At 59.4% G+C, this 24,490-nt stretch carries 22 protein-coding genes and 1 other RNA gene; 9 read left to right on the top strand and 14 right to left on the bottom strand.

The genetic code is table 11. The features are described 5' to 3' along the window. Positions 1-72 precede the first annotated feature (72 nt). From gcvP to ACSBQV_RS20485, 7 genes are all read right to left on the bottom strand, one after another. On the bottom strand, positions 73-2,952 hold the full coding sequence (gene gcvP / locus ACSBQV_RS20515) for an aminomethyl-transferring glycine dehydrogenase (RefSeq protein WP_015378983.1): 2,880 nt from the start codon (positions 2,950-2,952) through the stop codon (positions 73-75). Positions 2,953-3,044: 92 nt separating this feature from the next. Next, positions 3,045-3,431 (bottom strand): glycine cleavage system protein GcvH, encoded by a 387-nt coding sequence (gene gcvH / locus ACSBQV_RS20510; RefSeq protein WP_025304150.1) that lies wholly within the window; start codon positions 3,429-3,431, stop codon positions 3,045-3,047. A gap of 46 nt (positions 3,432-3,477) precedes the next feature. Continuing rightward, positions 3,478-4,575 (bottom strand): glycine cleavage system aminomethyltransferase GcvT, encoded by a 1,098-nt coding sequence (gcvT, locus tag ACSBQV_RS20505; RefSeq protein WP_004931631.1) that lies wholly within the window; start codon positions 4,573-4,575, stop codon positions 3,478-3,480. A gap of 505 nt (positions 4,576-5,080) precedes the next feature. Further along, entirely contained in the window at positions 5,081-6,283 is a 1,203-nt protein-coding gene (gene ubiI, locus ACSBQV_RS20500) for an FAD-dependent 2-octaprenylphenol hydroxylase (RefSeq protein WP_099783401.1), read from the bottom strand. A 78-nt stretch (positions 6,284-6,361) separates the two neighbouring features. Then, a complete protein-coding gene (gene ubiH, locus ACSBQV_RS20495) occupies positions 6,362-7,540 on the bottom strand; it encodes a 2-octaprenyl-6-methoxyphenyl hydroxylase (protein WP_047573764.1) in 1,179 nt (392 codons plus the stop codon). 1 nt (position 7,541) lies between these two features. Beyond that, a complete protein-coding gene (gene pepP, locus ACSBQV_RS20490; RefSeq protein ID WP_033652182.1) occupies positions 7,542-8,858 on the bottom strand; it encodes a Xaa-Pro aminopeptidase in 1,317 nt (438 codons plus the stop codon). A 55-nt stretch (positions 8,859-8,913) separates the two neighbouring features. After that, a complete protein-coding gene (locus tag ACSBQV_RS20485; protein WP_004931622.1) occupies positions 8,914-9,492 on the bottom strand; it encodes a YecA family protein in 579 nt (192 codons plus the stop codon). Positions 9,493-9,811: 319 nt separating this feature from the next. Between ACSBQV_RS20485 and zapA the strand changes: the two genes are divergently transcribed. From zapA to ACSBQV_RS20470, 3 genes are all read left to right on the top strand, one after another. Then, positions 9,812-10,141 carry a cell division protein ZapA gene (gene zapA / locus ACSBQV_RS20480; RefSeq protein WP_004931621.1) on the top strand — a complete coding sequence of 110 codons (330 nt, stop codon included), beginning with the start codon at positions 9,812-9,814 and terminating at the stop codon, positions 10,139-10,141. 41 nt (positions 10,142-10,182) lie between these two features. Beyond that, a non-coding RNA gene (gene ssrS / locus ACSBQV_RS20475) (6S RNA) lies at positions 10,183-10,365 on the top strand. A gap of 51 nt (positions 10,366-10,416) precedes the next feature. Beyond that, positions 10,417-11,025 carry a 5-formyltetrahydrofolate cyclo-ligase gene (locus tag ACSBQV_RS20470; RefSeq protein WP_033644747.1) on the top strand — a complete coding sequence of 203 codons (609 nt, stop codon included), beginning with the start codon at positions 10,417-10,419 and terminating at the stop codon, positions 11,023-11,025. Between the two features lie 48 nt (positions 11,026-11,073). On the opposite strand, the gene serA is transcribed toward ACSBQV_RS20470, so the two are convergent. Further along, entirely contained in the window at positions 11,074-12,312 is a 1,239-nt protein-coding gene (serA, locus tag ACSBQV_RS20465; RefSeq protein ID WP_025304156.1) for a phosphoglycerate dehydrogenase, read from the bottom strand. A 292-nt stretch (positions 12,313-12,604) separates the two neighbouring features. After that, positions 12,605-13,261 carry a ribose-5-phosphate isomerase RpiA gene (gene rpiA, locus ACSBQV_RS20460; RefSeq protein ID WP_099783399.1) on the bottom strand — a complete coding sequence of 219 codons (657 nt, stop codon included), beginning with the start codon at positions 13,259-13,261 and terminating at the stop codon, positions 12,605-12,607. A gap of 204 nt (positions 13,262-13,465) precedes the next feature. Between rpiA and ACSBQV_RS20455 the strand changes: the two genes are divergently transcribed. Further along, a complete protein-coding gene (locus ACSBQV_RS20455) occupies positions 13,466-14,359 on the top strand; it encodes a LysR family transcriptional regulator ArgP (protein ID WP_004931613.1) in 894 nt (297 codons plus the stop codon). A 48-nt stretch (positions 14,360-14,407) separates the two neighbouring features. Here the strand turns inward: ACSBQV_RS20455 and ACSBQV_RS20450 are convergent, their stop codons facing one another. Continuing rightward, positions 14,408-15,139 (bottom strand): oxidative stress defense protein, encoded by a 732-nt coding sequence (locus tag ACSBQV_RS20450; protein ID WP_099783397.1) that lies wholly within the window; start codon positions 15,137-15,139, stop codon positions 14,408-14,410. Between the two features lie 121 nt (positions 15,140-15,260). Further along, the gene (argO, locus tag ACSBQV_RS20445) at positions 15,261-15,878 is read right to left on the bottom strand and encodes an arginine exporter ArgO (protein ID WP_025304159.1); all 618 of its coding nucleotides are present in this window, start codon (positions 15,876-15,878) and stop codon (positions 15,261-15,263) included. A gap of 214 nt (positions 15,879-16,092) precedes the next feature. Between argO and ACSBQV_RS20440 the strand changes: the two genes are divergently transcribed. After that, positions 16,093-16,791: an RluA family pseudouridine synthase gene (locus tag ACSBQV_RS20440; protein WP_099783395.1), complete on the top strand. Its 699-nt coding sequence runs from the start codon at positions 16,093-16,095 to the stop codon at positions 16,789-16,791. Between the two features lie 7 nt (positions 16,792-16,798). On the opposite strand, the gene ACSBQV_RS20435 is transcribed toward ACSBQV_RS20440, so the two are convergent. Beyond that, positions 16,799-17,338, bottom strand: a complete 540-nt coding sequence (locus ACSBQV_RS20435; protein WP_033644743.1) for a DUF2058 domain-containing protein — start codon at positions 17,336-17,338, stop codon at positions 16,799-16,801. A 316-nt stretch (positions 17,339-17,654) separates the two neighbouring features. On the opposite strand from ACSBQV_RS20435, the gene ACSBQV_RS20430 reads away from it, so the two are divergent. From ACSBQV_RS20430 to ACSBQV_RS20420, 3 genes are all read left to right on the top strand, one after another. Beyond that, positions 17,655-18,632, top strand: coding sequence for a DUF1852 domain-containing protein (locus ACSBQV_RS20430; protein WP_033644742.1), 978 nt, complete (start codon positions 17,655-17,657; stop codon positions 18,630-18,632). 25 nt (positions 18,633-18,657) lie between these two features. Beyond that, entirely contained in the window at positions 18,658-19,689 is a 1,032-nt protein-coding gene (locus tag ACSBQV_RS20425; RefSeq protein WP_033644741.1) for a methionine synthase, read from the top strand. A 187-nt stretch (positions 19,690-19,876) separates the two neighbouring features. Further along, positions 19,877-21,226, top strand: a complete 1,350-nt coding sequence (locus ACSBQV_RS20420; RefSeq protein WP_099783393.1) for an MFS transporter — start codon at positions 19,877-19,879, stop codon at positions 21,224-21,226. Between the two features lie 97 nt (positions 21,227-21,323). Here the strand turns inward: ACSBQV_RS20420 and ACSBQV_RS20415 are convergent, their stop codons facing one another. Next, entirely contained in the window at positions 21,324-22,340 is a 1,017-nt protein-coding gene (locus ACSBQV_RS20415; protein ID WP_241900204.1) for a hypothetical protein, read from the bottom strand. Between the two features lie 366 nt (positions 22,341-22,706). Continuing rightward, entirely contained in the window at positions 22,707-23,573 is an 867-nt protein-coding gene (gene mscS / locus ACSBQV_RS20410; RefSeq protein WP_015378992.1) for a small-conductance mechanosensitive channel MscS, read from the bottom strand. Between the two features lie 204 nt (positions 23,574-23,777). Here mscS and ACSBQV_RS20405 point away from each other — a divergent pair, with 204 nt between their 5' ends. Then, entirely contained in the window at positions 23,778-24,446 is a 669-nt protein-coding gene (locus ACSBQV_RS20405) for a DUF1345 domain-containing protein (RefSeq protein ID WP_096242579.1), read from the top strand. Positions 24,447-24,490 lie beyond the last annotated feature (44 nt).

Genomic DNA, 24,490 nt, shown 5'->3' with positions numbered 1-24,490 from the left:
ATAGGCCGCTATAAAATAAAAAGGGACACCGCATGATGCGGTGTCCCCCGAACACAAACTTTGCCGAACGTGTTATTCGTAATCGCTCATCGGCACGCAAGAGCAGAACAGGTTACGGTCGCCGTACACGTCGTCCAGACGCTTAACGCTCGGCCAGTACTTGTTCTCGCGTACGCCGGCCACCGGGAACACCGCCAGTTCGCGGCTGTACGGATGCTGCCAGTCGTTGACCAGCTCCGCCTGCACGTGCGGCGCATTCACCAGCGGGTTGTCTTCCAGCGGCCATTCGCCCTTGGCGACGCGGTCGATTTCGCTGCGGATCGCCAGCATCGCATCGATAAAGCGATCCAGCTCCACCTTGCTTTCCGACTCGGTCGGCTCGACCATCAGCGTGCCCGCCACCGGGAACGACATGGTCGGGGCGTGGAAACCGAAGTCGATCAGGCGCTTGGCGATGTCCATTTCGCTGATGCCGGTCTCTTCCTTCAGCGGACGAATATCGAGGATACATTCGTGCGCCACGCGGTGATCGCGGCCGGTATACAGAATCGGGTACGCGTCTTTCAAACGGGTGGCGATGTAGTTGGCGTTCAGGATCGCCATCTGGCTGGCCTGCTTCAGGCCCTCCGCGCCCATCATGCGGATGTACATCCAGCTGATAGGCAGGATGGAGGCGCTGCCGAACGGCGCCGCGGAGACCGCGCCCTGCTGGGTGGTCACGCCGTCGATCTGCACCACGCTGTGGCCCGGCACGAACGGCGCCAGGTGCGCTTTCACGCCGATCGGACCCATGCCCGGGCCGCCGCCGCCGTGCGGGATACAGAAGGTCTTATGCAGGTTGAGATGCGAAACATCCGCGCCGATGTAGCCTGGCGTGGTGATGCCCACCTGGGCGTTCATGTTGGCGCCATCCAGATACACCTGACCGCCGAACTGATGCACGATCTGGCACACTTCACGGATGGTTTCTTCATACACGCCGTGGGTCGACGGGTAGGTCACCATGATGCAAGAGAGTTCTTCGCCTGCCTGCTCCGCCTTAACGCGCAGATCGTGCAGATCGATGTTGCCGTTCTTGTCGCAGGCCACCACCACCACGCTCATGCCCGCCATCTGGGCGGAGGCCGGGTTGGTGCCGTGTGCTGAGCTCGGGATCAGACAGACGTGGCGGCCCGCTTCGTTGCGGCTTTCGTGGTAGCGGCGGATCGCCAGCAGGCCGGCGTATTCGCCCTGCGCGCCGGAGTTCGGCTGCATGCACACCGCGTCATAGCCGGTCAGCTGCACCAGCCACTGGGACAGTTGGCCGATCATCTGCTGGTAACCGGCCGCCTGCTCTGGCGGGCAGAACGGATGCAACTCTGAGAATTCAGGCCAGGTGATCGGGATCATTTCCGCCGCGGCGTTCAATTTCATGGTGCAGGAACCCAGCGGGATCATCGCCTGGTTCAACGCCAGATCCTTGCGCTCCAAGCGATGCATGTAGCGCATCATCTCGGTTTCGCTGTGATAGCGGTTGAATACCGGGTGGGTCAGGATCGGATCCTGGCGCAGCATGGCGGCCGGGATCGATTGGCTGTTTTTGCTCACCGCCGCGTCCAACGCGTCGATGTCCAGACCGTGATTGTCGCCGGCCAACAGTGCGAACAGCGTTTGCACGTCTTCACGCGAGGTGGCTTCATCCAGCGTGATGCCGACGGCGCCGTGAATGTCGGTACGCAGGTTGATGCCGAAGCTCAGCGCGCGCTCCAGCACGGCGGCCTTGTCCTTCACTTCGACGGTCAGGGTGTCGAACCAGGTGTGGTGACGCAGCGTCAGGCCGGCCTTCTGCAGCCCGGCGGCCAGAATGTCGGTCAGGCGATGGATGCGCCCGGCGATGCGCTGCAGGCCTTGCGGGCCGTGATACACCGCGTACAGGCTGGCGATGTTGGCCAGCAGCACCTGCGAGGTACAGATATTCGAGTTGGCTTTCTCGCGGCGGATATGTTGCTCGCGAGTCTGCATCGCCATGCGCAGCGCGGTGTTGCCGGCGGCATCGCGGGAAACGCCGATAATGCGGCCCGGCATCGAACGCTTGAACTCGTCGCGGCAGGCGAAGAAGGCGGCGTGCGGGCCGCCGTAGCCCATCGGCACGCCGAAGCGCTGCGCGGAGCCGAACACCACGTCGGCGCCCTGCTTGCCCGGCGCGGTCAGCAGCACCAGGGCCATGATGTCGGCGGCCACGCTGGTGATGATTTTGCGCGATTTCAGTTCGGCCAGCAGCGCGCTGTAGTCGTGCAGTTCACCGGTGGTGCCCACCTGCTGCAGCAGCACGCCGAACACGCCGTCCAGCTCCAGCACTTTTTCCGCTTTATCGACAATGACGTCGAAGCCGAAGGTTTCGGCGCGGGTGCGCACCACGTCCAGCGTCTGCGGATGCACGTCGTCAGCCACGAAGAAACGGTTGGCGTCTTTCAGCTTGCTGGCGCGTTTGGCCAACGCCATCGCCTCGGCGGCGGCGGTCGCTTCATCCAGCAGCGAAGCGGAGGCCAGATCCAGACCGGTCAGATCGAGGGTCACGGTCTGGAAGTTCAGCAGCGCTTCCAGACGGCCCTGCGACACTTCCGGCTGATAGGGGGTGTAAGCGGTGTACCAGCCCGGGTTTTCCAGCATGTTGCGCAGGATCACCGGCGGCGTCAGCACGGCGCTGTAGCCCATGCCGATATAGGATTTGTAGCGCTGATTCTGCGAGGCGATCGCCTTCAGCTCAGCCAACGCCTGATGTTCAGTCGCCGCGTCGCCGACCGGCGGCGGCCCCGGCAGCTGAATGTCCGCCGGCACAATCTGTTGGATCAGCGCGCTGAGCGAGCGAGCGCCCACCGCTGCCAGCAACTCCTGGCGTTGTTCCGCAGAAGAGCCGATGTGGCGTTCGATGAACGCTTCGCTGTGTTCGAGTTGGCTGAGTGTCTGAGTCATTGCTACAAATTCCTGAATGCTTGCGTGATACGGGATATAGCTTGAACGGTAACTAAAACGCCCCGGCCGAAAGGCCTGGGGCGTGGTCACGATTACTCGTCGATCGAGGCCTGATAAGCCGCGGCGTCCAGCAGGTTCGCCAGCTCGCCTTCGTCGGAGGCTTTAATCTGGAACAGGAAGCCGTCACCGTAAGGTTCGCTGTTCACCAGCTCCGGAGAGCTTTCCAGCTCGCCGTTCACCGCCACGATTTCGCCGCTGATTGGCGCGTAAATGTCCGATGCCGCCTTGACGGATTCCGCCACGGCGCAATCTTCACCGGCGGCGACGCTGCGGCCCACTTCCGGCAGATCGACAAACACCATATCACCCAGCAGCTCCTGCGCATGTTCGGTGATGCCTACGGTGTAAACGCCGTTACCTTCTGCACGAACCCACTCGTGGGAGGATGCGTATTTCAATTCTGTTGGCACATTGCTCATCGCCGGTTACTCCTTCGAAGAAATAAAAGAATCAATCAATAAAAAATCAATTTGTCAGCGGCTTGCCGGCGCGAACGAAACCGGGCTTGGTCACTTTGACCGGCATTTCACGGTTGCGGATCTGCACGATAGCCTGCTCGCCGATGCCTGCCGGCACGCGCGCCAGCGCGATGCTGAAGCCCAGCGTCGGAGAGAACGAGCCGCTGGTGATCACGCCTTCGTGGGTTTGCCCCGCCGCGTCGGTGAAACGCACCGGCAGCTCATTACGTAATACGCCTTTTTCCGTCATGATCAAGCCGACCAGTTGCTCGGTGCCCTGCTCGCGCTGTTGTTCCAGCGCTTCGCGGCCGATGAAACGGCGATCTTCCGGCTGCCAGGCGATGGTCCAGCCCATGTTGGCGGCCAGCGGCGAAACGCCTTCATCCATCTCTTGCCCGTAGAGGTTCATGCCCGCTTCCAGGCGCAGGGTGTCGCGCGCGCCCAGACCGGCCGGCTTGACGCCCGCGGCCAGCAATTTTTGCCAGAAATCCGCCGCCTGCTCTTTCGGCAGCGCGATCTCATAGCCGGCCTCGCCGGTGTAACCGGTGGTGGCGATGAACAGCTCGCCGGCCTGCACGCCGAAGAATGGCTTCATGCCTTCGACCGCGCTTTTTTGCTCCGGGGTGAACAGGGTGCCGGCGCGCTCTTTGGCCTGCGGACCCTGCACCGCGATCAGCGCCAGATCGTCGCGCACCGTCAGCGCGACGCCATACGGCGCGGCGTGCTCTTCGATCCAGGCCAGGTCTTTGTCGCGGGTGGCGGAGTTCACCACCAGGCGGAAATAGTCTTCAGTGAGGAAATAAACGATCAGGTCGTCGATCACGCCGCCGGAGGCATTCAGCATGCCGGTGTACAGCGCTTTGCCGGGTTGGGTCAGTTTGGCGACGTCGTTCGCCAGCAGGTAGCGCAGGAACTCGCGGGTGCGGGCGCCGTGCAGATCCACAATGGTCATGTGAGACACGTCGAACATGCCGGCATCCTGACGCACCGCGTGGTGCTCATCGAGCTGCGAGCCGTAGTGCAGCGGCATCATCCAGCCGTGAAAGTCTACCATGCGCGCACCGCACGCCACGTGCTGGTCGTACAGTGGGGTTTGCTTTGCCATCTTTTCCCTCTTTCCACTCGTCGCTAGAAGTTAGGGTGCTGCCACGCAATGCGGCGGAGCCTGGCTCGCGGCCCGATCGCCATGGCGCACTGACTGCTCAACACAAATGCTGCGCCGGGACGGGCGGAAACTGCGTGCAACCGCCGTGACGCAAACGATACCTTTCCCTCGAACTTATCACCGAACGACCACATTAACCATAAGTTAAAATAGGCTCATTGCCGTTCCGGGGCGGTAAAACGCCGGGCTAGTGTGCAGAGTTTTTCACTGGAAAAATGCGCCTTAAGGCACAAAATTAACAATTAAAGCGGCAAAACACCGAACTTATATAACAAACCTATGGCCTCACATGGGATCCGGACTTTTGATAACCGAACATGGAATTAGAAAAAGTAATGATAAAAAGCGGCTGAAATTAGATTATTTCAAATGAAGGGTTATATAAGGAAAAGCGATGGAATAAGGCGAGAAGCGCGAGCCCGATGCGGGCCCGCAAAGGAAGGGATCAGGCAAGCCACTCGGGCAGATCGTTCAGGCCCATCGCCTGACGCACCAGCTTCGGTTTGACGCCCGGCAGGCTGTCCGCCAGCCGCAGGCCCACGTCGCGCAGCAGCTTTTTGGCCGGGTGATTGCCGTCGAACAGTTCGCGGAAACCCTGCATGCTGGCCAGCATTACCGCCGCGCCATGTTTGCGGCGGCGCTCATAACGGCGCAGATAGAGGTGCTGGCCGATATCCTTGCCCTGCCGCTGCAGGCGGCGCAGTTCGGAAATCAGCTCGGCGGCGTCCATGAAGCCCAGGTTAACGCCCTGGCCGGCCAACGGATGCACGGTATGCGCCGCATCGCCCACCAGCGCCAGGCGGTGCGCTGCGAAGCTGCGCGCATAGCGGCCGGTCAACGGGAAGGCCAGCCGTTCGCTTTCCAGGCTGCAAGCCCCCAGGCGCATGTCGAAGGTCATCGCCAGTTCGCGGTTGAACTGCGCCGGTTCCAGCCGTTTGAGCCTTTCGGCTTCTTCCGGCGTCACCGACCAGACGATAGAGCTCAAATGCGGATCGCTGAATGGCAGGAACGCCAGAATGCCGTCGCCGTGGAAAATTTGCCGCGCCGTCGCCTGATGCGGTTCTTCGGTGCGAACGGTGGCCACCAGCGCGTGGTGGCGGTAATCCCAGAAGGTGAGCGGGATATCGGCATGCTGGCGCAGCCACGACTGGGCGCCGTCGGCGCCAATCACCAACCGGGCGGTCAGCATGCGGCCGTCCTCCAGCGTGACGAAGGCGTCGTTCTCGCCCCACGCCACCTGCTTGAGCGCGGCCGGGGTAATCAGCGTGATGTCCGACAGGCTTTCGGCGCGTTTCCACAGCGCCTGCTGGATCACCGAGTTTTCGATGATGTGGCCGAGATGGCTGAAGCCGCACTCGTCGCCGCGGAAGGCGATTTTGCCGAAGCTGTCGCGATCCCACACTTCCATCGCGTTATAGGCGCTGGCGCGCAGCTGGAGAATGTCGTCCCACACGCCGATGTGCTGCAGCAACCGCTCGCTGGCGGCATTGATGGCGGAGACGCGCAGGGCCGGCTGTTCCGACGGCGGCGCCATCTCCGGCTGGCGCTGCTCCAGCACCGCCACGCGCAGTCCGCTGCCCTGCAGGCCGCAGGCCAACGCCAGCCCCACCATACCGCCACCGGCGATAATCACGTCAAATGATTGCATGCTGCTCGATTTCCTTAAATAACGCGCGACGCCTTGCCGCGCCGCGCTTTGGGCGCGTTAAAGCGCCCGACCATGTCTCTAACGTTCCACCCAGCCCAGCGTACGCTTGGCGAAGGCATCGCGTATCGCCGGCAAACGTTCCATCGCCATCAGCCCCAGATTGCGGCCGATCACCAGCGGGCCATAACGGTTGGCGAACAGATGAATCAACCCATCGGTCACGCCGATCGTCGCCCGCTGATCGTTTTGCCGCCGCTGCTGATAACGACTCAGCAGTGCGTAACCGCCGGCGTCTTCGCCACTGTCTGCCGCTTCCGCCAGCGTTTCCGCCAGCGACATCACGTCGCGCAGGCCAAGGTTGAACCCCTGCCCGGCGATAGGATGCAGCGTTTGCGCCGCATTGCCCACCAGCGCCAGCCGGTGGCTGACATGGCGATCGGCGGTCAGCAGACCGAGTGGGTAACTGTGCCGTTTACCGGCTTTGAGGATACGCCCCAGCCGCCAGCCGAAGGCCTGTTGCAGCTCGGCGATAAACCGCTCGTCGTCCCAGGCATCCACCTGGGCGCGATCTTCGCGCGCATGGCACCATACCAGTGAACTGCGCCCCTGCGACATCGGCAACAGCGCCAGCGGCCCATAGCGGGTAAAGCGCTCAAAGGCGCGCCCCTGCGGATCTTCCGCCGTGGTGACGTTGGCGATGGTGGCGAACTGCGGATAGTCCTCCTGTCGCCACTGCATATTGCAGGCTTGCGCCAGCGCAGAGCGCGAGCCATCGGCCGCCACCAGCAATTGCCCGCGCAGACGCTGGCCGTTGTCCAGCAGCACTTCCGCCCGCTCTGCGGTGCGAATCACGTCCACCACCCGCGCCGGGCAGTGCAGCGTAACGCCGGGGGCCTTGGCCAGCAGCGCGAACAACCGCTGCCCGGCGTCGTGCAGTTCGATCACCTGGCCGAGCGCATCGACCTGATAATCTTGCGCCTGCAGATTCACAAACCCGGCGTGCCCGCGATCGCTGACGTGCACCTGAGTGATCGGCGTAGCGCAATCGCGCAGCGCCGGCCAAACGCCGATGCGCGCCAGCTGTTGGCAGGTGCCCTGCGCCAGTGCGATGGCGCGGGCGTCAAAGCCCGGATGGCTGCGGTCGTCCGGCCGGGTCGCCTCGACCAGATCCACCGCCATTCTTCCCTGAGTGAGCGACGAAATGGCCAGCGCCAACGTCGCGCCCGCCATACCGCCGCCAACGATAATAACGCTCATGCTACGACCTTGCCGCCGCCATCAAAGCCTCGATGGCATCGGCGTCTTTCACCACGGTGGCGGTCAGGTTTTCATTGCCGTCGGCGGTGATCACGATATCGTCCTCGATGCGGATGCCGATGCCGCGGTACTCCGCCGGCACGTCCGCATCCGGCGCGATGTACAGCCCCGGCTCCACGGTCAGCACCATGCCCGGCTCCAGCAGCCGATCGCGGCTCGGCGTGCCGTAGTGGCCAACGTCGTGCACGTCGAGACCCAGCCAGTGGCTCAGCCCGTGCATGAAGAACTGACGGTGCGCCTGCTCGGCGATCAGCAGGTCGACTTCACCTTTCAATACGCCCAGCTCCACCAGCCCGACCACCATGATGCGCACCACTTCGTCATTGACTTCGCGAATGCTGGTGCCGGGTTTGAACAGTTCCAAAGCGCGCTGCAGCGACGCCAGCACAATGTCGTACACCGCGCGCTGCGGCCGGCTGAACTTGCCGTTGACCGGGAAGGTGCGGGTGATGTCGCCGGCGTACCCCTGGTACTCGCAGCCCGCGTCGATCAACACCAGATCGCCATCGCGCATCTGGCTCTCGTTCTCGGTGTAGTGCAGGATACAGCCGTTTTCGCCGCTGCCGACGATGGTGTTGTAAGACGGGTAACGGGCGCCGAGGCGGGTGAACTCATGATGAATTTCCGCTTCCAGCTGGTATTCGAACATGCCCGGACGGCATTTTTCCATCGCGCGGGTGTGCGCCAACGCGCTGATCTCACCGGCGCGGCGCATCACCGCCAGCTCTTCCGGCGACTTGAACAGCCGCATGTCGTGCAGCCACGGCCGCCAGTCGGTAACGGTGGCCGGCGCCTGCAGGTTCTGGCGGAACCCCTTGCGCAGCTTGTCCAGCGCGCTGAACAGGATCTGATCGGCATAGGCGTATTCGCCCTGCGCGTGGTAGACCACGTCCAGGCCGTTGAGCAGCAGGTGCAGTTGGTCATTGATTTCATCGAACGGCAGCGCGCGATCCACGCCCAGCTTTGCCGGTGCGGCGTCTTGCCCCAGGCGGCGGCCAAACCAGATTTCCGCCGTCAAATCGCGCACCCGGTTGAACAACACGCTGTGGTTGTGCGTTTCATCGCTTTTAATCAGCACCAGCACCGCTTCCGGCTCATTGAAGCCGGTCAGGTACCAAAAATCGCTGTTCTGCCGGTAGGGATAGTCTGAATCTGCACTGCGCGTCGTTTCCGGCGCAGAGAAAATAACCGCCGCGCTGGCCGGCGCCATTTTCGCCAACAGCGCCTGGCGGCGGTTGTTGAATTCCTGCTGAGTCATTACCTTCTCCTGAAATCATGCCATCCGCACCGCCGGCGGAAGGGCGATAGAACGTTTAGTGCAGCGTCGGTTTGATATTTTCCGGCGCCGTCGGTTTGTGACGGGTGAATTCGCCGTGGCACATGATGGCGGCGACCCGCACATACTCCGCCACTTCTTCCAACGACTGTTCCAATTCTTCCTGGTCTTCGTCTTCGTCGTAGCCCAGCTGCGCGATGTTGCGCAGATCGTCGATCGCTTCACCGACTTCGTCTTTCACCTGAGCCAGCTTCGGCTGCATCATGCCCAGACCGAGCAGGAAGTGGTTGACCCAACCGGCCAGCGCGTCGGCGCGATCGAACACGCTGACGATCTCCCCTTCAGGCAGCATCAGTTGGAACAGGAATTCGTCATCTTCCAGCGTGTCACGCGTCGCTTCATACAGCTGCTGCAACGGTTGGCTGAGCGCCTGCGGGAAAGCGACGCCTTCGTTGGTCAGATCGTGCACCAGCGCCTGCCAGCCGGCATCACGGCTGCCGCCGCACAGCAGGCCGCTGATCAGGCCGTGCATTTCTGCCGCGGTCAGCGCCACCGACTGCTGGTTGAGGGCCACGGTCAAAGATTGGTAACTTGGAAATGTATTCTGTATAGACATGCGCATTCGTCATCGTTGGCAGGATAAGTTCGTGTTATGCTACCACCAAGGTCCGTCGCTATACCAGATAAGCGCGACACCTCAGTGGCTAGTTATAATCGCGATGTGGCAGGTTTCACACTGCGCCGGCGGGTGACGAAAGTGCGGTAAATACGCATTTTGAAACCCTTTTTTGACTGGCAATGTGCGCCACAGTAGATTACAACCAGGTACTGAAAAAGGGGTTGTATCTTGGTACCGAGGTATATATAGTGGCGCCCGCTTTGACGGCCCGGCCCGGGCGGACAAGGCTGGCGCGAAATTTAGGCAGGAAGGTGGCATGTCTGCACAACCGGTAGATATTCAAATTTTTGGCCGCTCGTTAAGAGTCAATTGCCCGCCAGAACAACAAGATGCGTTGAATATGGCGGCGGACGATCTTAACCAACGGTTGCAAGATCTTAAAGTTCGCACTAGAGTCTCCAATACTGAGCAACTGGTTTTCATCGCGGCATTGAACGTCTGTCACGAACTTGCTCAAGAACGGTTGAAAACCCGTGACTATGCGTCCAATATGGAACAACGCATACGGATGCTGCAGCAGACCATTGAACAAGCGCTGCTTGAACAAGGTCGCATCTCTGAACGTCAGGATGCACAATTCGAATAACTTAAGTTGTTGAAATCCAAGTTTTCGGCAACGAGTACAAAATTTCTCTGAGATGTTCGCCAGCGGGCCAGTCCCCTGAGCCGATATTTAGTACAAACAGAATGTGTTGCTCCGCGATCGGTGAGCACGCTCGGTGCGCCGAGAAGCCTTAAGATTGCGACGGCACGTTCACCTTGAACCATGGGTTCAAGGGTTACAGCCTGCGACGGCATCTCGGAGATTCCCCTTCTCAGCGGTTTTGTGTGCTGAACGCCACACTAAGCAAGCCTGATACGATGTCTTTTCAATCCCAATTCGCGCAGCAGCGCCAAGCCATTCGTCAACTCATTCGCCAACGTCGGCGCGAGCTTACGCCCGAGCAGCAACGCTTTGCCGCAGAAAAGATAACCGAACGCCTCACCGCACACGCGCGCATTCAAGCGGCGCACAACATCGCGGTCTTCCTGTCGTTTGACGGCGAACTCGATACCGGGCCGCTGATCGAGCGTCTGTGGACGCTCGGCAAACGGGTTTACCTGCCGGTGCTGCATCCGTTCAGCCCGGGACACCTGTTGTTCCTGCGCTATGCGCCGGAAACGCCGCTGGTGCGCAATCGCTTCAATATTCTCGAGCCGCGTCTCGATGTGCGCCAGGTGTTGCCGCTGGGTGAACTGGAGGTGGTGCTGACGCCGCTGGTGGCATTCGATCATACCGGACAGCGTCTGGGCATGGGCGGCGGTTTTTACGATCGCACCCTGCAAAACTGGCGCAGCGGCGGCCCCTATCCCATCGGCCTGGCCCATGATTGCCAACAGGTGGAGCACCTGCCGACCGAGCATTGGGATATCCCGCTGCCGGAAATCCTCACCCCGCTCTGCAGCTGGGCGTGGCGGGAGCCCAAATAGCAAAAGGCCGGATCGCTCCGGCCTTTTTCGTTGCGGCGAGCCGTCGAATCAGAACAGCAGACGGGCGCGAATGGTGCCGTCGATGGCCTTCATGCGCTGCAGCGCGGCGTCGGCGCGCGCGGTTTCCGCTTCGATGTCGATCACCACATAGCCGATTTCCGGCCCGGTTTGCAGATACTGCGCGGCGATGTTAACCCCCTCTTCGGCGAAGATCTGGTTAATCTGCGTCAGCACGCCCGGACGGTTTTCGTGGATGTGCAGCAGACGGCTGGCGTTCGGGCCATGCGCCGGCAGCGACACTTCCGGGAAGTTGACCGCCGACAGAGTCGATCCGTTGTCGGAGTATTTCGCCAGCTTGCCGGCCACTTCGTCACCGATGTTCTCCTGCGCTTCCTGCGTAGAACCACCGATATGCGGCGTCAGCAGCACGTTATCGAACTCACACAGCGGCGAGTTGAACGGATCGCTGTTGGTCGCCGGCTCTTCCGGGAAGACGTCGATCGCCGCCCCCGCCAGGTGATTGCTGGCCAGCGCGTCGCACAGCGCGGGGATATCCACCACGGTGCCGCGCGAGGCGTTGATCAGAATAGCGCCCGGTTTCATCAGCGCCAGCTCTTCCGCCCCCATCATGTTCTTGGTCGCCAGTGTTTCCGGCACGTGCAGCGTCACCACGTCGCTCATATTGAGCAGATCGGACAGATGACGCACCTGTTGCGCGTTGCCCAGCGGCAGCTTGTTCTCGATATCGTAGAAGAACACCTTCATGCCCAGCCCTTCGGCCAGAATGCCCAGCTGGGTGCCGATATGGCCGTAGCCGATGATGCCCAGTTTTTTGCCGCGCGCTTCATAGGAGCCCACGGCCAGTTTGTGCCACACGCCGCGGTGCGCCTTGGCGTTGGCGGCCGGAATGCCGCGCAGCATCAACAGCAGCTCGCCCAGCACCATTTCGGCCACGGATCGGGTATTGGAGAACGGGGCGTTGAAGACCGGAATGCCGCGTTTGGTCGCCGCTTTCAGGTCAACCTGGTTGGTGCCGATGCAGAAGCAGCCCACCGCCACCAGTTTTTCTGCGGCGGCGAACACCTCTTCGGTCAGATGCGTGCGCGATCGGATGCCGACGAAGTGCGCATCGCGGATGGAGGCCTTCAGCGATTCGGTGTCTAACGCACCCTTGTGGTATTCGATATTGGTATAACCGGCGGCACGCAAATTATCGACCGTGCTCTGATGAACCCCTTCCACCAACAGGAATTTAATCCTGTCTTTCTCCAATGATACTTTTGCCATTTACCCGACCCTATGTTCAGACTTCAGAAGCGGCTGTGACGACACAGCTCCCATCCAACATAACAAAAATAACGCAGGCGGCAATACAAACGATTGCCTGCCCGGCAGGACAAGGCGCAGCGTTGATGGCGGTTTACGGCAGAAAATGCCATAGGGAAAGTTTTCGGCAGAAGCTTTGGGGAGTCAGTTTTCACAATGTGACATAAGTCACCAAATTTGCCGTTTTTCAGAAAAGATATTTTAACCGAAGAATTATGCGGCCCGGCACTGCCGGGCCACAGACGGCAGAGGCTTATTTGACCACTTTCACGCCTTCCGGGGTGCCGACCAGCGCCACGTCCGCGCCGCGGTTGGCGAACAGCCCCACGGTCACCACGCCGGCGATGCCGTTGATCTTGTTCTCCAGCGCGATAGCGTCGGTGATGTTCAGGTTATGCACATCGAGGATCACGTTGCCGTTGTCGGTCACTACGTTCTGGCGATACTCCGGCAGGCCGCCCAGTTTCACCAGCTCACGCGCCACATAGGAACGGGCCATCGGGATCACTTCCACCGGCAGCGGGAACTTGCCCAGCACGTCCACCTGCTTGCTGGCGTCAACGATGCAGATGAATTTCTTGGCGATGGCGGCGATGATCTTCTCGCGCGTCAGCGCCGCGCCGCCACCTTTGATCATCTGCATGTGGCCGTTGATTTCGTCCGCGCCGTCCACGTAGATATCGAGCGAGTCCACTTCGTTGCTGTCGAACACGTGGATGCCGAGGCTTTTCAGCTTGGCGGTGGAGGCGTCTGAGCTGGACACCGCGCCTTCAATCTGGTGCTTGATGGAGCCCAGCGCGTCAATAAAGTGGGCGGCGGTAGAGCCGGTGCCTACCCCGACGATGGTGCCCGGCGTCAAGTATTCCAGCGCCGCCCAGCCCACCGCTTTTTTCAGTTCATCCTGCGTCATAATATGTCCCTTGCCTCTGTACGAAAACGTGTGCGTATTATAGGGTAAAACGCTGTTTTTCACGCCGGCAGGATCACACTTATTTACCGCAGCCCGCATTTTTACCCGCTTGGCGGCGAGCTGGGGGCGTGATTTTTCCACCTGCGCCGCACGCAAAATGTGGCATAGTGCCGGTATCATTCTAATTTAAGGGATATCTTTCCGATGAAACGCCCAGACTATCGTACGCTGCAAGCGCTGGACGCGGTGATCCGTGAGCGCGGCTTCGAGCGCGCCGCGCAAAAACTCTGCATCACGCAATCGGCGGTATCCCAACGCATCAAACAGCTGGAAAACCTGTTCGGCCAACCGCTGCTGGTCCGCACCGTGCCGCCGCGCCCGACCGAACAGGGGCAAAAGCTGCTGGCGCTGCTGCATCAGGTGGAGCTGCTGGAAGAAGAGTGGCTGGGCAACGACACCGGCGTCGATACGCCGCTGCTGCTGTCGCTGGCGGTCAACGCCGACAGTCTGGCGACCTGGCTGCTGCCGGCGCTGAAGCCGGTGCTGGCGGACTCCCCCATTCGTCTGAATCTGCAGGTGGAAGATGAAACCCGCACCCAGGAGCGGCTGCGCCGCGGCGAGGTGGTGGGCGCGGTGAGTATTCAGCCGCAGCCGCTGCCGAGCTGCCTGGTGGATCGGCTGGGGGCGCTAGACTACCTGTTCGTGGCCTCCAGCGGCTTCGCCGAGCGCTATTTCCCGAACGGCGTCACCCGCTCCGCGCTGTTGAAAGCGCCGGCGGTGGCCTTCGATCATCTCGACGACATGCACCAGGCATTTCTGCAGCAGAACTTCGATCTGTCGCCAGGCAGCGTGCCCTGCCACATCGTGAACTCATCGGAAGCCTTCGTGCAGCTGGCCCGTCAGGGCACCACCTGCTGTATGATCCCGCATCTGCAGATCGAAAAAGAGCTGGCATCCGGCGAACTGATCGATCTGACGCCGGGGCTGTACCAGCGCCGCATGCTGTACTGGCACCGCTTCGCGCCGGAGAGCCGCATGATGCGTAAAGTAACCGACGCGTTGCTGGAGCACGGTCACCAGGTGCTGCGCCAGGATTAAAACGAAAAAAGGTTCGCCGCAGCGAACCTTTTCTTCATGACAACACCCTTACTGCGCAGCGTTGCGCTGCAGCTCGAACACCACATCCACCTGATCGTCGAAGTGAATGCTTTGCTGTTCATAGGTTTGCGCCGCGTCGTTTTCCGCCGCCGCGCCGGCCGTCTTATACATCCGCGCCACCGGCATCGGCTGGTAGTTGGCGACCCGGTAGCGAATGCTGTACACCGGCCCCAGCTTGGCGTGGAAGCCCTTGGCCAGGGACTCGGCCTGCTGAGTCGCGTTCTCGATCGCTTTTTGCCGCGCCTGCTCGCGATACACGTCCGGCTTGGCGACGCCCAGCTCCACCGCGCGGATCTCGTTCAGGCCGGATTTCAGCGCGCCGTCCAGCAGCTCGTTCAGCTTGTCCAACTGGCGCAGGGTAACCTGCACCTGACGCACCGCCCGGTAGCCCTTCAGCACCGACTCGCCGGTTTTCAGGTAATCGTATTCCGGCTGGGTGCGCAGGTTGGCGGCGCTGATGTCTTTCTTCTCGATGTTGTTTTTCTGCAGGAAATCAAAGTACTGCGCCACGCGCTCGTCCACCTGCTTCTTCGCCTGGGCGGCGTCTTTGGAGGAAACGCTCACTTCGATCGCCAGGGTGGCGATATCCGGCGTGGCGTCCACGCTGGCGGTGCCGGAGGTGACGACGTGCGGCCCTTCAGGCAATTCAGCCGCCTGCAGCGCCATCGGTAGCGTCCCTAATCCGACCATTGCGGCCATAGCCAATGCTTTTAGCTTCACAGTGTCTCCTTAATGACAGGCTGTCTCTGATCGCCGGCTTTTCCCTGCGAGAACCGCCGGTTTCCTGGCATCAAACGTAGCATATCGCACGGCGTTTTGAATTCGGATTAGTGACAAATTCTTATAAATTTGCCCCCTGCCAGGCCAGCTGCAGCGCGATGCCCCACATCACCAGACCGACCAGCGCGTTGATGATGCGCTGCGCCCGCTGGGTGTTCAGCCACGGCGCCAGCCAGGAGGCCAGCAGCGCCAGGCCAAAGAACCACACCGCCGACGCGCTGACCGCGCCAAGCGCGAACCAGGAACGCACGTCCGCCGTCAGCTGTCCGCCCAGGCTGCCGAGCACCACGAAGGTATCCAGATAGACGTGCGGATTCAGCCAGGTGACCGCCAGCATGGTGACCACAAGGCGCCAGCGGCTCTGCGCCAGCTCCTGCGCCGCGGCCTGCGCCGGTTGCGGGCTGAAGGCGGAACGGAACGCGCCCCAGCCGTACCACAGCAGAAACGCCACCCCGCCCCAGGTCACCAACGCCAGTAGCAGCGGCGAGCGGGTCAGCAACGCGCTGCCGCCGAAAATACCGGCGCAGATCAGCACGATATCGCTCAGCGCGCACAATGAGGCGATCATCAGATGATACTGACGGCGAATGCCCTGATTCATCACGAATACGTTCTGCGGGCCCAGCGGCAGGATCATGGCGGCGCTCAGGGCAAAGCCCTGCAGGAAGACGGCTAGCATGGGAAATTCCTCGAATGATAAAAGGCGCCGGACGTGGGCGCGTATCGGTCAACACGCGCATCATACGAGGAAGAGATCATTAGGTGAAATTGATGTTTCTAATCAAGTATCAGAGATACTAATACCCTGTGGGCGCCAGGCCAGCGCCGCCAGATTCGCCCATCGGCGAAAAATTCGCTATCATCCGCCCCTCCTCCCTCCAGCCGGCCGACCGATGTCTACGATTACCGATACCTTCATCGCCCCGCCCTGTCATGACCAGATAGAGATCCTCTATCAGGACGATCATCTGGCACTGATCAATAAACCCGCCGGATTGCTCAGCCTTTCGGGCAAAAATCCGCAAAATCTCGACTCGGTGCACTATCGGCTGGTGCAGATCTTCCCCGGCTGCACGCTGGTGCATCGCCTGGATTTCGGCACGTCCGGGTTGATGGTGGTGGCCCGCAACAAAGCCGCCAACGCCGCGCTCTGCCGGCAGTTCAGCGAGCGCACCGTCAGCAAAGTGTACAGCGCGCTGCTTTGCGGCCATGTGGCGGATGACGAAGGGGTGATAGACGCGGCGATCGCCAAAGATCCGGCGCTGTTCCCGCTGATGTCGATTTGCGCCCTCCACGGCAAGCCCGCCCGCTCCCGCTATCGGGTCGTCGAGCGTTTTTATCGTGAAACGGAAGGCGGGATCTCGCTGCCGCTGACGCGGGTGCAGCTCACCCCAGAGACCGGGCGCACCCACCAGCTACGTATTCACAGCCGGCAATTGGGCCACCCTATTTTAGGCTGCGATCTTTACGGCGGACGCCTGCTGCCGGGCACCGAACAGACGCCACGGCTGATGCTGCACGCCAGCGAACTGGACTTTGTGCACCCCATCCGCGGAGAGCGGATAACCGCTCGTCACGCCGCGCCGTTCTGAACGCGGCTTACCACATCAAATCGTCAGGCACTTTAAAGTCGGCGTACGGATCGTCTTCATCCTGCTCTTCCTGACTCAGCGCGCTGTGCAACACAATGCTGCCCGCATCGCGCTGCGCGATTTTATCGGCGACGCTCGCGGGGATAATCGCGTATTCACACTCTTCCCGGTTCTCGATCAGCAAACGCGCAATGGCGAGGCGGCCATTGATCAGTTGGGTCTGCGTCGCCTTATCCACCAGGATTTTTTTGATCAGGTTGCCGTCGGTAAAGTTAAAACCGATATCGCCTTTCGCCAGCACGATGCGATTCATCTCGATCAGCTGCTTCACCTGCGCCTTGTATTCTTTGGACAGCGCGGCTTGCTTTTGCTGCTCGTTCAGCTGCTTATCGCGCTCAAGCTGCGCCTTTTTATTCTCTTCCACCGCCTCTCTGGCCTCGCGGGCCTGAACGCGTGATTTTTTAGCCGTTCTTTGGACTTTGGCCATTTTCTTGCTGGTTACCAAGCCCGCTTTGAGCATCTGCTCTTGTAAGGTGAGTTTTGTCATGTTCGTGTCTGAAGCCGTGGGATCATGGAGGGATTATACCCGTAATTTTTCAGGCTGCACCAGGTTGCCGGCCCAACCCACCGGCGGTTTGCGCCGCAGAGCAACGGCGGTAAAACGGCCCGAACGCCCGATCATGAATACCGCTCATGTGGTAATGAAATTAAGTCTCTTTCACTCCCTCCGGGACTCTGGCAAAAATAGACCTCATTAACGACAGACAATATGAAATCGGCTGAATAAAAAAATAGAAAAACAAGCCATTGAAAGAAATGGATAAATCCAGCCTTCATATCATATAACAGGATGCTATAAGACGATGAATACAGACTTTACCTTTACGATTAAGAGCAGTTCTTTCGACGAAGATTATAACCCTTCTGAAAATACGCGTATCACCACCAACTTTGCCAATTTGGCCAGAGGGAAAAACCGCCGGGAGAACCTGCGCAACACGTTGGTGATGATCGACAATCGCTTTAATGCATTAGCCTATTGGGATAACCCCAAGGCCGATCGCTACTCCGTCGAGCTGGAAATCATCTCGGTTGAGATGCGCATCGAAGATCAGGGCGCCAGCTTTCCGGTTATCGAAATCCTGAAAACCAACATCATCGATAAAAAAACGCAAAAGCGTATCGAGGGCATCGTCGGGAACAATTTCTCGTCTTACGTGCGCGATTACGACTTTAGCGTCTTGCTGCCGGCGCACAATAAAAACACGGCGGAATTTACCATTCCGGATGATTTTGGCGATTTGCACGGCAATATCTTTAAGCACTTCGTCAATTCAAACGAATACCATGAAAATTTCAGCAAACCGCCGGTGATCTGCCTCAGCGTATCCAGCAAAGACACCTACCATCGGACGGGCAATCAACACCCGGTCTTGGGCGACGAGTATCGGCAAGACGGCGCTTCATTGACCGACCGGTATTTTAAAAAAATGGGCCTGCAGGTGCGCTATTTCATGCCGAAAAATAGCGTTGCGCCCCTGGCCTTTTATTTCCCCGGGGATTTGCTGAGCGATTACACCGACCTGGAACTGATCGGCACCATCAGCACGATGGAGACCTTCCAGAAAATCTATCGGCCTGAAATTTACAATGCCAATTCGGCGGCGGGGCAATGCTATCAGCCAAGCCTGAATAACCAGGATCATTCATTAACCAAGATTGTTTACGATCGCGAAGAGCGTAGCCAGTTAGCGATTGAGCAGGGGAAATTTACGGAAGAGCAATTTATCAAACCCTACAAGCCTATTCTTGAGCAATGGTCTGCTCACTACGCGCTTTGATTCACTTAAATACAGGTCACCTATCATGAAAATATTGCTCCCCACATCGACCGCCGGCAGCTTGCCCAAGCCGGTCTGGCTGGCCCAACCGGAAACCCTGTGGTCGCCCTGGAAATTGCAGAATGAAGAACTCATCGAAGGGAAACAGGACGCCCTTCGTTTGTCACTGGCAGAGCAACAACAGGCCGGCATCGATATCGTCAGCGATGGCGAACAAACCCGTCAGCACTTCGTCACGACGTTTATCGAGCATCTCAGCGGCGTCGATTTCGAAAAACGCGAAGTGGTTAAAATCCGCAATCGCTATGAGGCGAGCGTGCCGACGGTCGTGGGGGCAGTCTCGCGTCAAAAACCCGTTTTCGTTGAAGACGCCAAATTTTTACGCCAGTTGACCACACAGCCGATTAAATGGGCCCTGCCGGGGCCGATGACCATGATCGACACACTCTATGACAACCACTATAAAAGCCGCGAGAAATTAGCCTGGGAGTTCGCGAAGATCCTCAATCAGGAAGCCAAAGAGCTCGAGGCCGCAGGCGTCGACATTATTCAGTTTGATGAGCCCGCATTTAACGTGTTCTTTGACGAGGTGAATGACTGGGGCATCGCCGCCCTGGAAAGAGCCATTGAAGGGCTTAAGTGTGAAACCGCCGTACATATCTGCTATGGATATGGGATTAAAGCCAATACCGACTGGAAAAAGACGCTGGGCTCGGAATGGCGACAATATGAAGAGGCGTTTCCGAAACTGCAAACGTCTAACATCGATATCATCTCGCTGGAGTGCCATAACTCGCACGTGCCCATGGATCTGCTTGAACTGATCCGCGGCAAAAAGGTGATGGTCGGCGCCATCGACGTAGCGAATCATGCCGTTGAGACGCCGGAGGAAGTGGCCGACACGCTGCGCAAAGCGCTGCAATTTGTCGATGCCGACAAGCTCTATCCGTCGACCAACTGCGGCATGGCCCCCCTGCCCCGTCAGGTCGCCCGCGGCAAGCTGAATGCGTTAAGCGCAGGCGCCGAGATCGTGCGCCGAGAGCTGTTAGCCAAATAACCTTGCCTGCGCCCGCCACAGACACCTCCTGCGGCGGGCGATTATCAGCAATTCCCCCTCCCCGCAACGCCCCCGCTCTGGTGTATACTCGGATTTCTACGCGATGCCAGCCACAGCGGTTTTGGTTCAGGCCTGGCCTGAACAGCCCTCAGCCAGCCCACACAAGCCGAATAACAGTGGAATAACCATGAGCCCAAATACCGCTCGCATCAGCGAAATCATCGATCGCGCCAGGATCTCCCCCTACCAAATCCTGATCCTGACCCTGTGTTTCCTCATTGCCCTGCTGGATGGCTTCGATACCGCCATCATCGGCTATATCGCGCCGGCGCTGCGCGAAGAGTGGGATCTGCTGCCCGCTCAGCTCTCTCCCGCCTTCGGCGCGGGGCTGTTCGGCCTGCTGATCGGCAGCCTGCTGTTCGGGCCGATCGCCGACGCCCTCGGCCGCAAACGCGTGCTGCTCGTCGCGGTGCTGGTGTTTGGCGGCTGTACTCTGGCTTCGGCCTATACGCATTCGATCGAATCCCTGACCCTGCTGCGCTTCATCACCGGCATTGGCCTCGGAGGCGCGATACCGACCTGCATCACCCTCAGCTCGGAGTACTCACCGGCGCGCCGCCGCATGCTGATGGTCACCCTGAGCTGGAGCGGCTTTACCGCCGGGTTGGCCCTGGGCGGCCTGCTGGCCGGGCAGATCATCCCGGCGTTCGGCTGGCGCGGCCTGCTGCTGGTCGGCGGCATTGCGCCATTGACGCTGCTGCCGCTGTTGGCCTGGCAGATGCCCGAATCGGTACGCTTTATGGCCGCCAGCGCCAAACATGCCGAGCGGCTACGCCGGGTGGTTGAGCGTATCACCGGCCAGCGTTGGACGGGGATAACCATCGTCGATGACGAGCGCCCGGCGCAGGCCAGGTCGCCGATATCACACCTGTTTATCGAAGGCCGCGCCGTGCGCACCCTGCTGCTGTGGGTGGCGTTCTTCTGTTCGCTGTTCGTGTTCTACCTGCTCACCAGCTGGCTGCCGACCCTGCTCAAAGACGCCGGTTACGACATCGCCCACGCCTCGCGCATCGGCGCGATGGTGCCGCTCGGTGGCACCCTGGGTGCCATCCTGATGGCGCTGCTGATGGATCGGATCGGGCCTTACCGCGTACTGGCCGTCTCCTACCTGGGCGCCGCGCTGGTGATCGGCGCGACCGGGTATCTGATGGGCGACGTCTACACGCTGGCCGCCGTCGTGTTCCTGATCGGCTTCGGTGTGGCCGGCGCGCAAAACGGCCTGAACCTGGTTTCAGCCACCCTTTATCCGACCACAGCCCGCGTCACCGGCGTCAGTTGGGCCATGGCTAATGGCCGCTTCGGCTCGATCGTCGGCTCGATGCTCGGCGCCTGGATGATGGCCGCCGCCGGCTCGACAGAAGTGTTCTTCCTCTGGCTGGCGCTGCCGGCGCTGCTGGGCGCCGCCGCCATCTTCCTGCTCTATCGCCTCAGCCTGCGCCGCCGCACGCCGCTGACCGAACCGGCTGCGGGCATCTGACCTCGCGGAAAATAAAAGGCCGAGACGCCATCGGTAGCATCTCGGCCTCTCATGAGAAACCCTTAACCTATCGGTTATTTTTCAAAAGCGCTTGCCGCTATAGTGCACTGTTTTCCTTGTCATTGGCTTCCTTTATGCACTCATCGACATTTTTAAAATCATATTGCAGATAAACGCTCCCAACCCCACTATTGACGGCGGTCGCTTCAAGCATAATCCCCTGCAAATCGTTCTTGAACGGTTTATCTTTTTTCTCTTCCCAGTCAATACCGAAATAGCGTTCTTTTTTAAGCAGCCCCATCATCCAATCACCAGGTTCTTTCCATAACGACCCCGGCAGCAGCAAATCAGTAGCATTTCCTTTGCCATAATTAGCGGTCAATGATTTAGTAATGTCCTTCACCCTAGACTTTAACTCCACCCCATAACTGTCTGTATTGATATCACCGCTAAGCGCGCGAATTCGGCATAAACCAACCTTGGGAGAGATGAGCAAAATGTAGGTTTCAAAGGCGTAATACGTTTTGGGGACGACCTCCGTAGTATAAATATTAAGACGATTCGGTATTGCCGTTAAGGTAACGCCTGTCATGTCCTCGACGTTCTTTTTCGTCAACCCCATTTGCAGTCCAAACGGCCCAATGCCGGGCGGAAGCAACGCGTCTTTCGCCACCGGTTCTTCCCGCTGATTGGATTTTGAAGCGGTTGATGTTGCATGATGGGCTATCGTCGGAACGGCCAGGCCATATTTCGCCGACAGCAATTTTTGCTGCAACATCGCCAGACTTTGCTCTTGAGTGGCTATCGTTGCCTTTTTTATCGACCCCACCAGACCACCATCGTATTGTGCAGCCTCTTGTTTAGCGGTCGATATTTCCCGAGTCAGCATTGCCAATTCGGCGGTGAGCTTTTCCGCCAGCTTCAGGTCTGGCGCGGTCTGGTTCGTGACAATCTCAACCTTTGATCCAGACTCGATCGCATTGATTCGTTGCTGAATAAGCGCCTTGTTCGTTTTCAGAATTTCCAGTCGCGCCATCACCAGAGATTTAATCAAGCCGCCGTTTAACGTGTCCTGCTGTTTAGCTGCGTTTTCAATCTCGGCATCCGTACTCACCAGCTCTGACTTTAAATCGTCTACTTGCTGTATTTATTCAGGCGACAATGCTTTTGGCCCACATCCAGAGATCAAGACGCTCAATAATGCGGCAATAACAGCCCTTTTCATTTCATCCCTTTCCTATCGACAATCCACAAGAAAGTTATGCTATCAGAGAAGGAAACAGTAACAACGAAAAGTCGTTTTTACCGCGACTTATTGAGCTTCTCGTTATTACGCCCGCATCTACTTGTCATAGGCCGCAATTTCCGAAGGCGCATATCGGCTTGGCGCCAATATCGATACAGCGGAGACAGATTGAATGGCTGCCTGGCTAATACGGGGAAAATAGCAATAAAAAAGGGGGCAAGGCCCCCTTCTGTGTTATTCCGCCTTGGCGGAAGCGTCTTCGGTGCGATACAGGTGCACATCCATCTGCGGGAACGGAATGCCGATGTTGTGGGCATCCAGCGCGCGCTTGAAGTTTTCCATCAGATCGAAGTACACGTTCCAGTATTCCGCATTGGTGGTCCAGGAACGGGTCACGAAGTTCAGCGAGGACGGCGCCATCTCGTTCAGACGCACGGTCACGCCTTTGGCGTGCATGATGCGTTTGTCGGCGGCGATCACGTCGCCCAGCACCTTCTTCACCACGTCGATATCGGCGTTGTAGGCCACGCCCACCACGATATCCACGCGGCGGTTCGGTTCGCGGGAGTAGTTGATGATGTTGCCGGCGATGATTTTACCGTTCGGCACCACGATGGTTTTGTTGTCGGCGGTGCGCAGGGTGGTGGAGAAAATCTGCACCTGATCGACGGTACCGGCCACGCCGCCCAGATCGACATATTCACCCACGCGCAGCGGACGGAAGATCACCAGCAGCACGCCGGCGGCGAAGTTGGACAGCGAGCCTTGCAGCGCCAGGCCGACGGCCAAACCGGCGGCACCCAGCACCGCGATCACCGAGGTTGTCTGCACGCCGACGCGCCCCAGCACGGCGATGAAGGTGAACGCCAGCACGCCGTAACGCACGATCGCCGACAGGAAGTCGGCCACCGTGGCGTCGATGCCGCGCAGCTTCATCACGCGGTTCAGCGCATTGCCGACCACGCGGGCCACGATCGAACCGATGATCAGGATAACGATGGCGGCGACGATATTCACCGCGTACTGGATCAACAGATCCTGATTCTTCACCAACCAGTCGCCGGCACCGTTGATGCCGTCTACTACATTCAAATCTTTCATTCGTGTCGTCCTAACTCAGTCCCTAACGGGAGAAACTCGCAAAAATACACTGGCCTCGGCGGCCAGTAGGAAACCACGCCTAAGGGTAACCAACATTAAAGGCTCATGCCAACCATCAGCATTAAAAATAGCCGAAACCGCCCGCCGCTTCTTCTATGCTGAGAACAGCGCGTTGGCCATTTCACGACAAGGGATCCGTTCTTCATGCACATTCGCTCTTCGCTCAAACACTATTGGCAAGTGCGGCCCAGGCTGCTGTTTTCCGTCGGCGCCGGGCTGCTGTGCTTTCTGCTGCTGCCCGCCCAGCTCTCGCTGCTGCAACGCTTGATGATCGGCTGGAATACGCTGGCCTGGCTCTACCTGCTGTTTCTCTGGCGGCTGATGCTGGTCAGCACGCCGCAGCACATTCGCCAAATCGCCCGGCGGCAGGACGAAAGCGCCAGCATGGTGCTGGCGTTAGTCAGCCTCGGCTGCCTGGTCAGCTTACTGGCGATCCTGTTTGAATTGAGCAGCGCCAAACAGGTGGCCGGCTCTCTGAAAACGCTGCATTTGCTCCTGACCGGCGCCACGCTGGCGGTCTCCTGGCTGCTTCTGCCGACCGCCTTCACCATGCACTATGCTCATCAGTTTTATCGCCAGGGCGCACAGCAGGATCCTTTGCCGCTGCTGTTCCCCGGCAATCTCGCCGATCCCACCTATCTGGATTTCGCCTACTTCTCCTTCACCATCGCGGTCGCGTCGCAAACCGCCGATGTGGCGGTCGGCGCCGCGGAGGTACGTAAAATCGCGCTCGTGCAGTCGGTTATTTCGTTCGTGTTCAACATGCTGATCCTGGGCCTGTCGATCAACGTCGGCGCCGGCCTGCTGGGCTGAAAACGAAAAAGGCTCCCCGCAGGAGGGAGCCTTGTACATCATGC

The organism is Serratia sp. B501, assembly GCF_051172315.1.
GTDB lineage: Bacteria > Pseudomonadota > Gammaproteobacteria > Enterobacterales > Enterobacteriaceae > Serratia > Serratia ureilytica.
The sequence above is the reverse complement of the archived record's forward strand: the minus strand, read 5'-3'. Positions and strand labels throughout refer to the sequence as shown.

Excerpts from the sequence above, each read along its gene's own strand:
- gcvP (WP_015378983.1), bottom strand. The coding sequence starts at position 2,952 with ATGACTCAGACACTCAGCCAACTCGAACACAGCGAAGCGTTCATCGAA.
- pepP (WP_033652182.1), bottom strand. The coding sequence starts at position 8,858 with ATGACTCAGCAGGAATTCAACAACCGCCGCCAGGCGCTGTTGGCGAAA.
- gcvH (WP_025304150.1), bottom strand. The coding sequence starts at position 3,431 with ATGAGCAATGTGCCAACAGAATTGAAATACGCATCCTCCCACGAGTGG.
- ACSBQV_RS20485 (WP_004931622.1), bottom strand. The coding sequence starts at position 9,492 with ATGTCTATACAGAATACATTTCCAAGTTACCAATCTTTGACCGTGGCC.
- ACSBQV_RS20440 (WP_099783395.1), top strand. The coding sequence starts at position 16,093 with ATGTCTACGATTACCGATACCTTCATCGCCCCGCCCTGTCATGACCAG.
- ACSBQV_RS20470 (WP_033644747.1), top strand. The coding sequence starts at position 10,417 with ATGTCTTTTCAATCCCAATTCGCGCAGCAGCGCCAAGCCATTCGTCAA.
- ubiH (WP_047573764.1), bottom strand. The coding sequence starts at position 7,540 with ATGAGCGTTATTATCGTTGGCGGCGGTATGGCGGGCGCGACGTTGGCG.
- mscS (WP_015378992.1), bottom strand. The coding sequence starts at position 23,573 with ATGAAAGATTTGAATGTAGTAGACGGCATCAACGGTGCCGGCGACTGG.
- ACSBQV_RS20405 (WP_096242579.1), top strand. The coding sequence starts at position 23,778 with ATGCACATTCGCTCTTCGCTCAAACACTATTGGCAAGTGCGGCCCAGG.
- argO (WP_025304159.1), bottom strand. The coding sequence starts at position 15,878 with ATGCTAGCCGTCTTCCTGCAGGGCTTTGCCCTGAGCGCCGCCATGATC.
- gcvT (WP_004931631.1), bottom strand. The coding sequence starts at position 4,575 with ATGGCAAAGCAAACCCCACTGTACGACCAGCACGTGGCGTGCGGTGCG.
- serA (WP_025304156.1), bottom strand. The coding sequence starts at position 12,312 with ATGGCAAAAGTATCATTGGAGAAAGACAGGATTAAATTCCTGTTGGTG.
- rpiA (WP_099783399.1), bottom strand. The coding sequence starts at position 13,261 with ATGACGCAGGATGAACTGAAAAAAGCGGTGGGCTGGGCGGCGCTGGAA.
- ACSBQV_RS20435 (WP_033644743.1), bottom strand. The coding sequence starts at position 17,338 with ATGACAAAACTCACCTTACAAGAGCAGATGCTCAAAGCGGGCTTGGTA.
- ACSBQV_RS20455 (WP_004931613.1), top strand. The coding sequence starts at position 13,466 with ATGAAACGCCCAGACTATCGTACGCTGCAAGCGCTGGACGCGGTGATC.
- ACSBQV_RS20425 (WP_033644741.1), top strand. The coding sequence starts at position 18,658 with ATGAAAATATTGCTCCCCACATCGACCGCCGGCAGCTTGCCCAAGCCG.
- ubiI (WP_099783401.1), bottom strand. The coding sequence starts at position 6,283 with ATGCAATCATTTGACGTGATTATCGCCGGTGGCGGTATGGTGGGGCTG.
- ACSBQV_RS20420 (WP_099783393.1), top strand. The coding sequence starts at position 19,877 with ATGAGCCCAAATACCGCTCGCATCAGCGAAATCATCGATCGCGCCAGG.
- zapA (WP_004931621.1), top strand. The coding sequence starts at position 9,812 with ATGTCTGCACAACCGGTAGATATTCAAATTTTTGGCCGCTCGTTAAGA.
- ACSBQV_RS20430 (WP_033644742.1), top strand. The coding sequence starts at position 17,655 with ATGAATACAGACTTTACCTTTACGATTAAGAGCAGTTCTTTCGACGAA.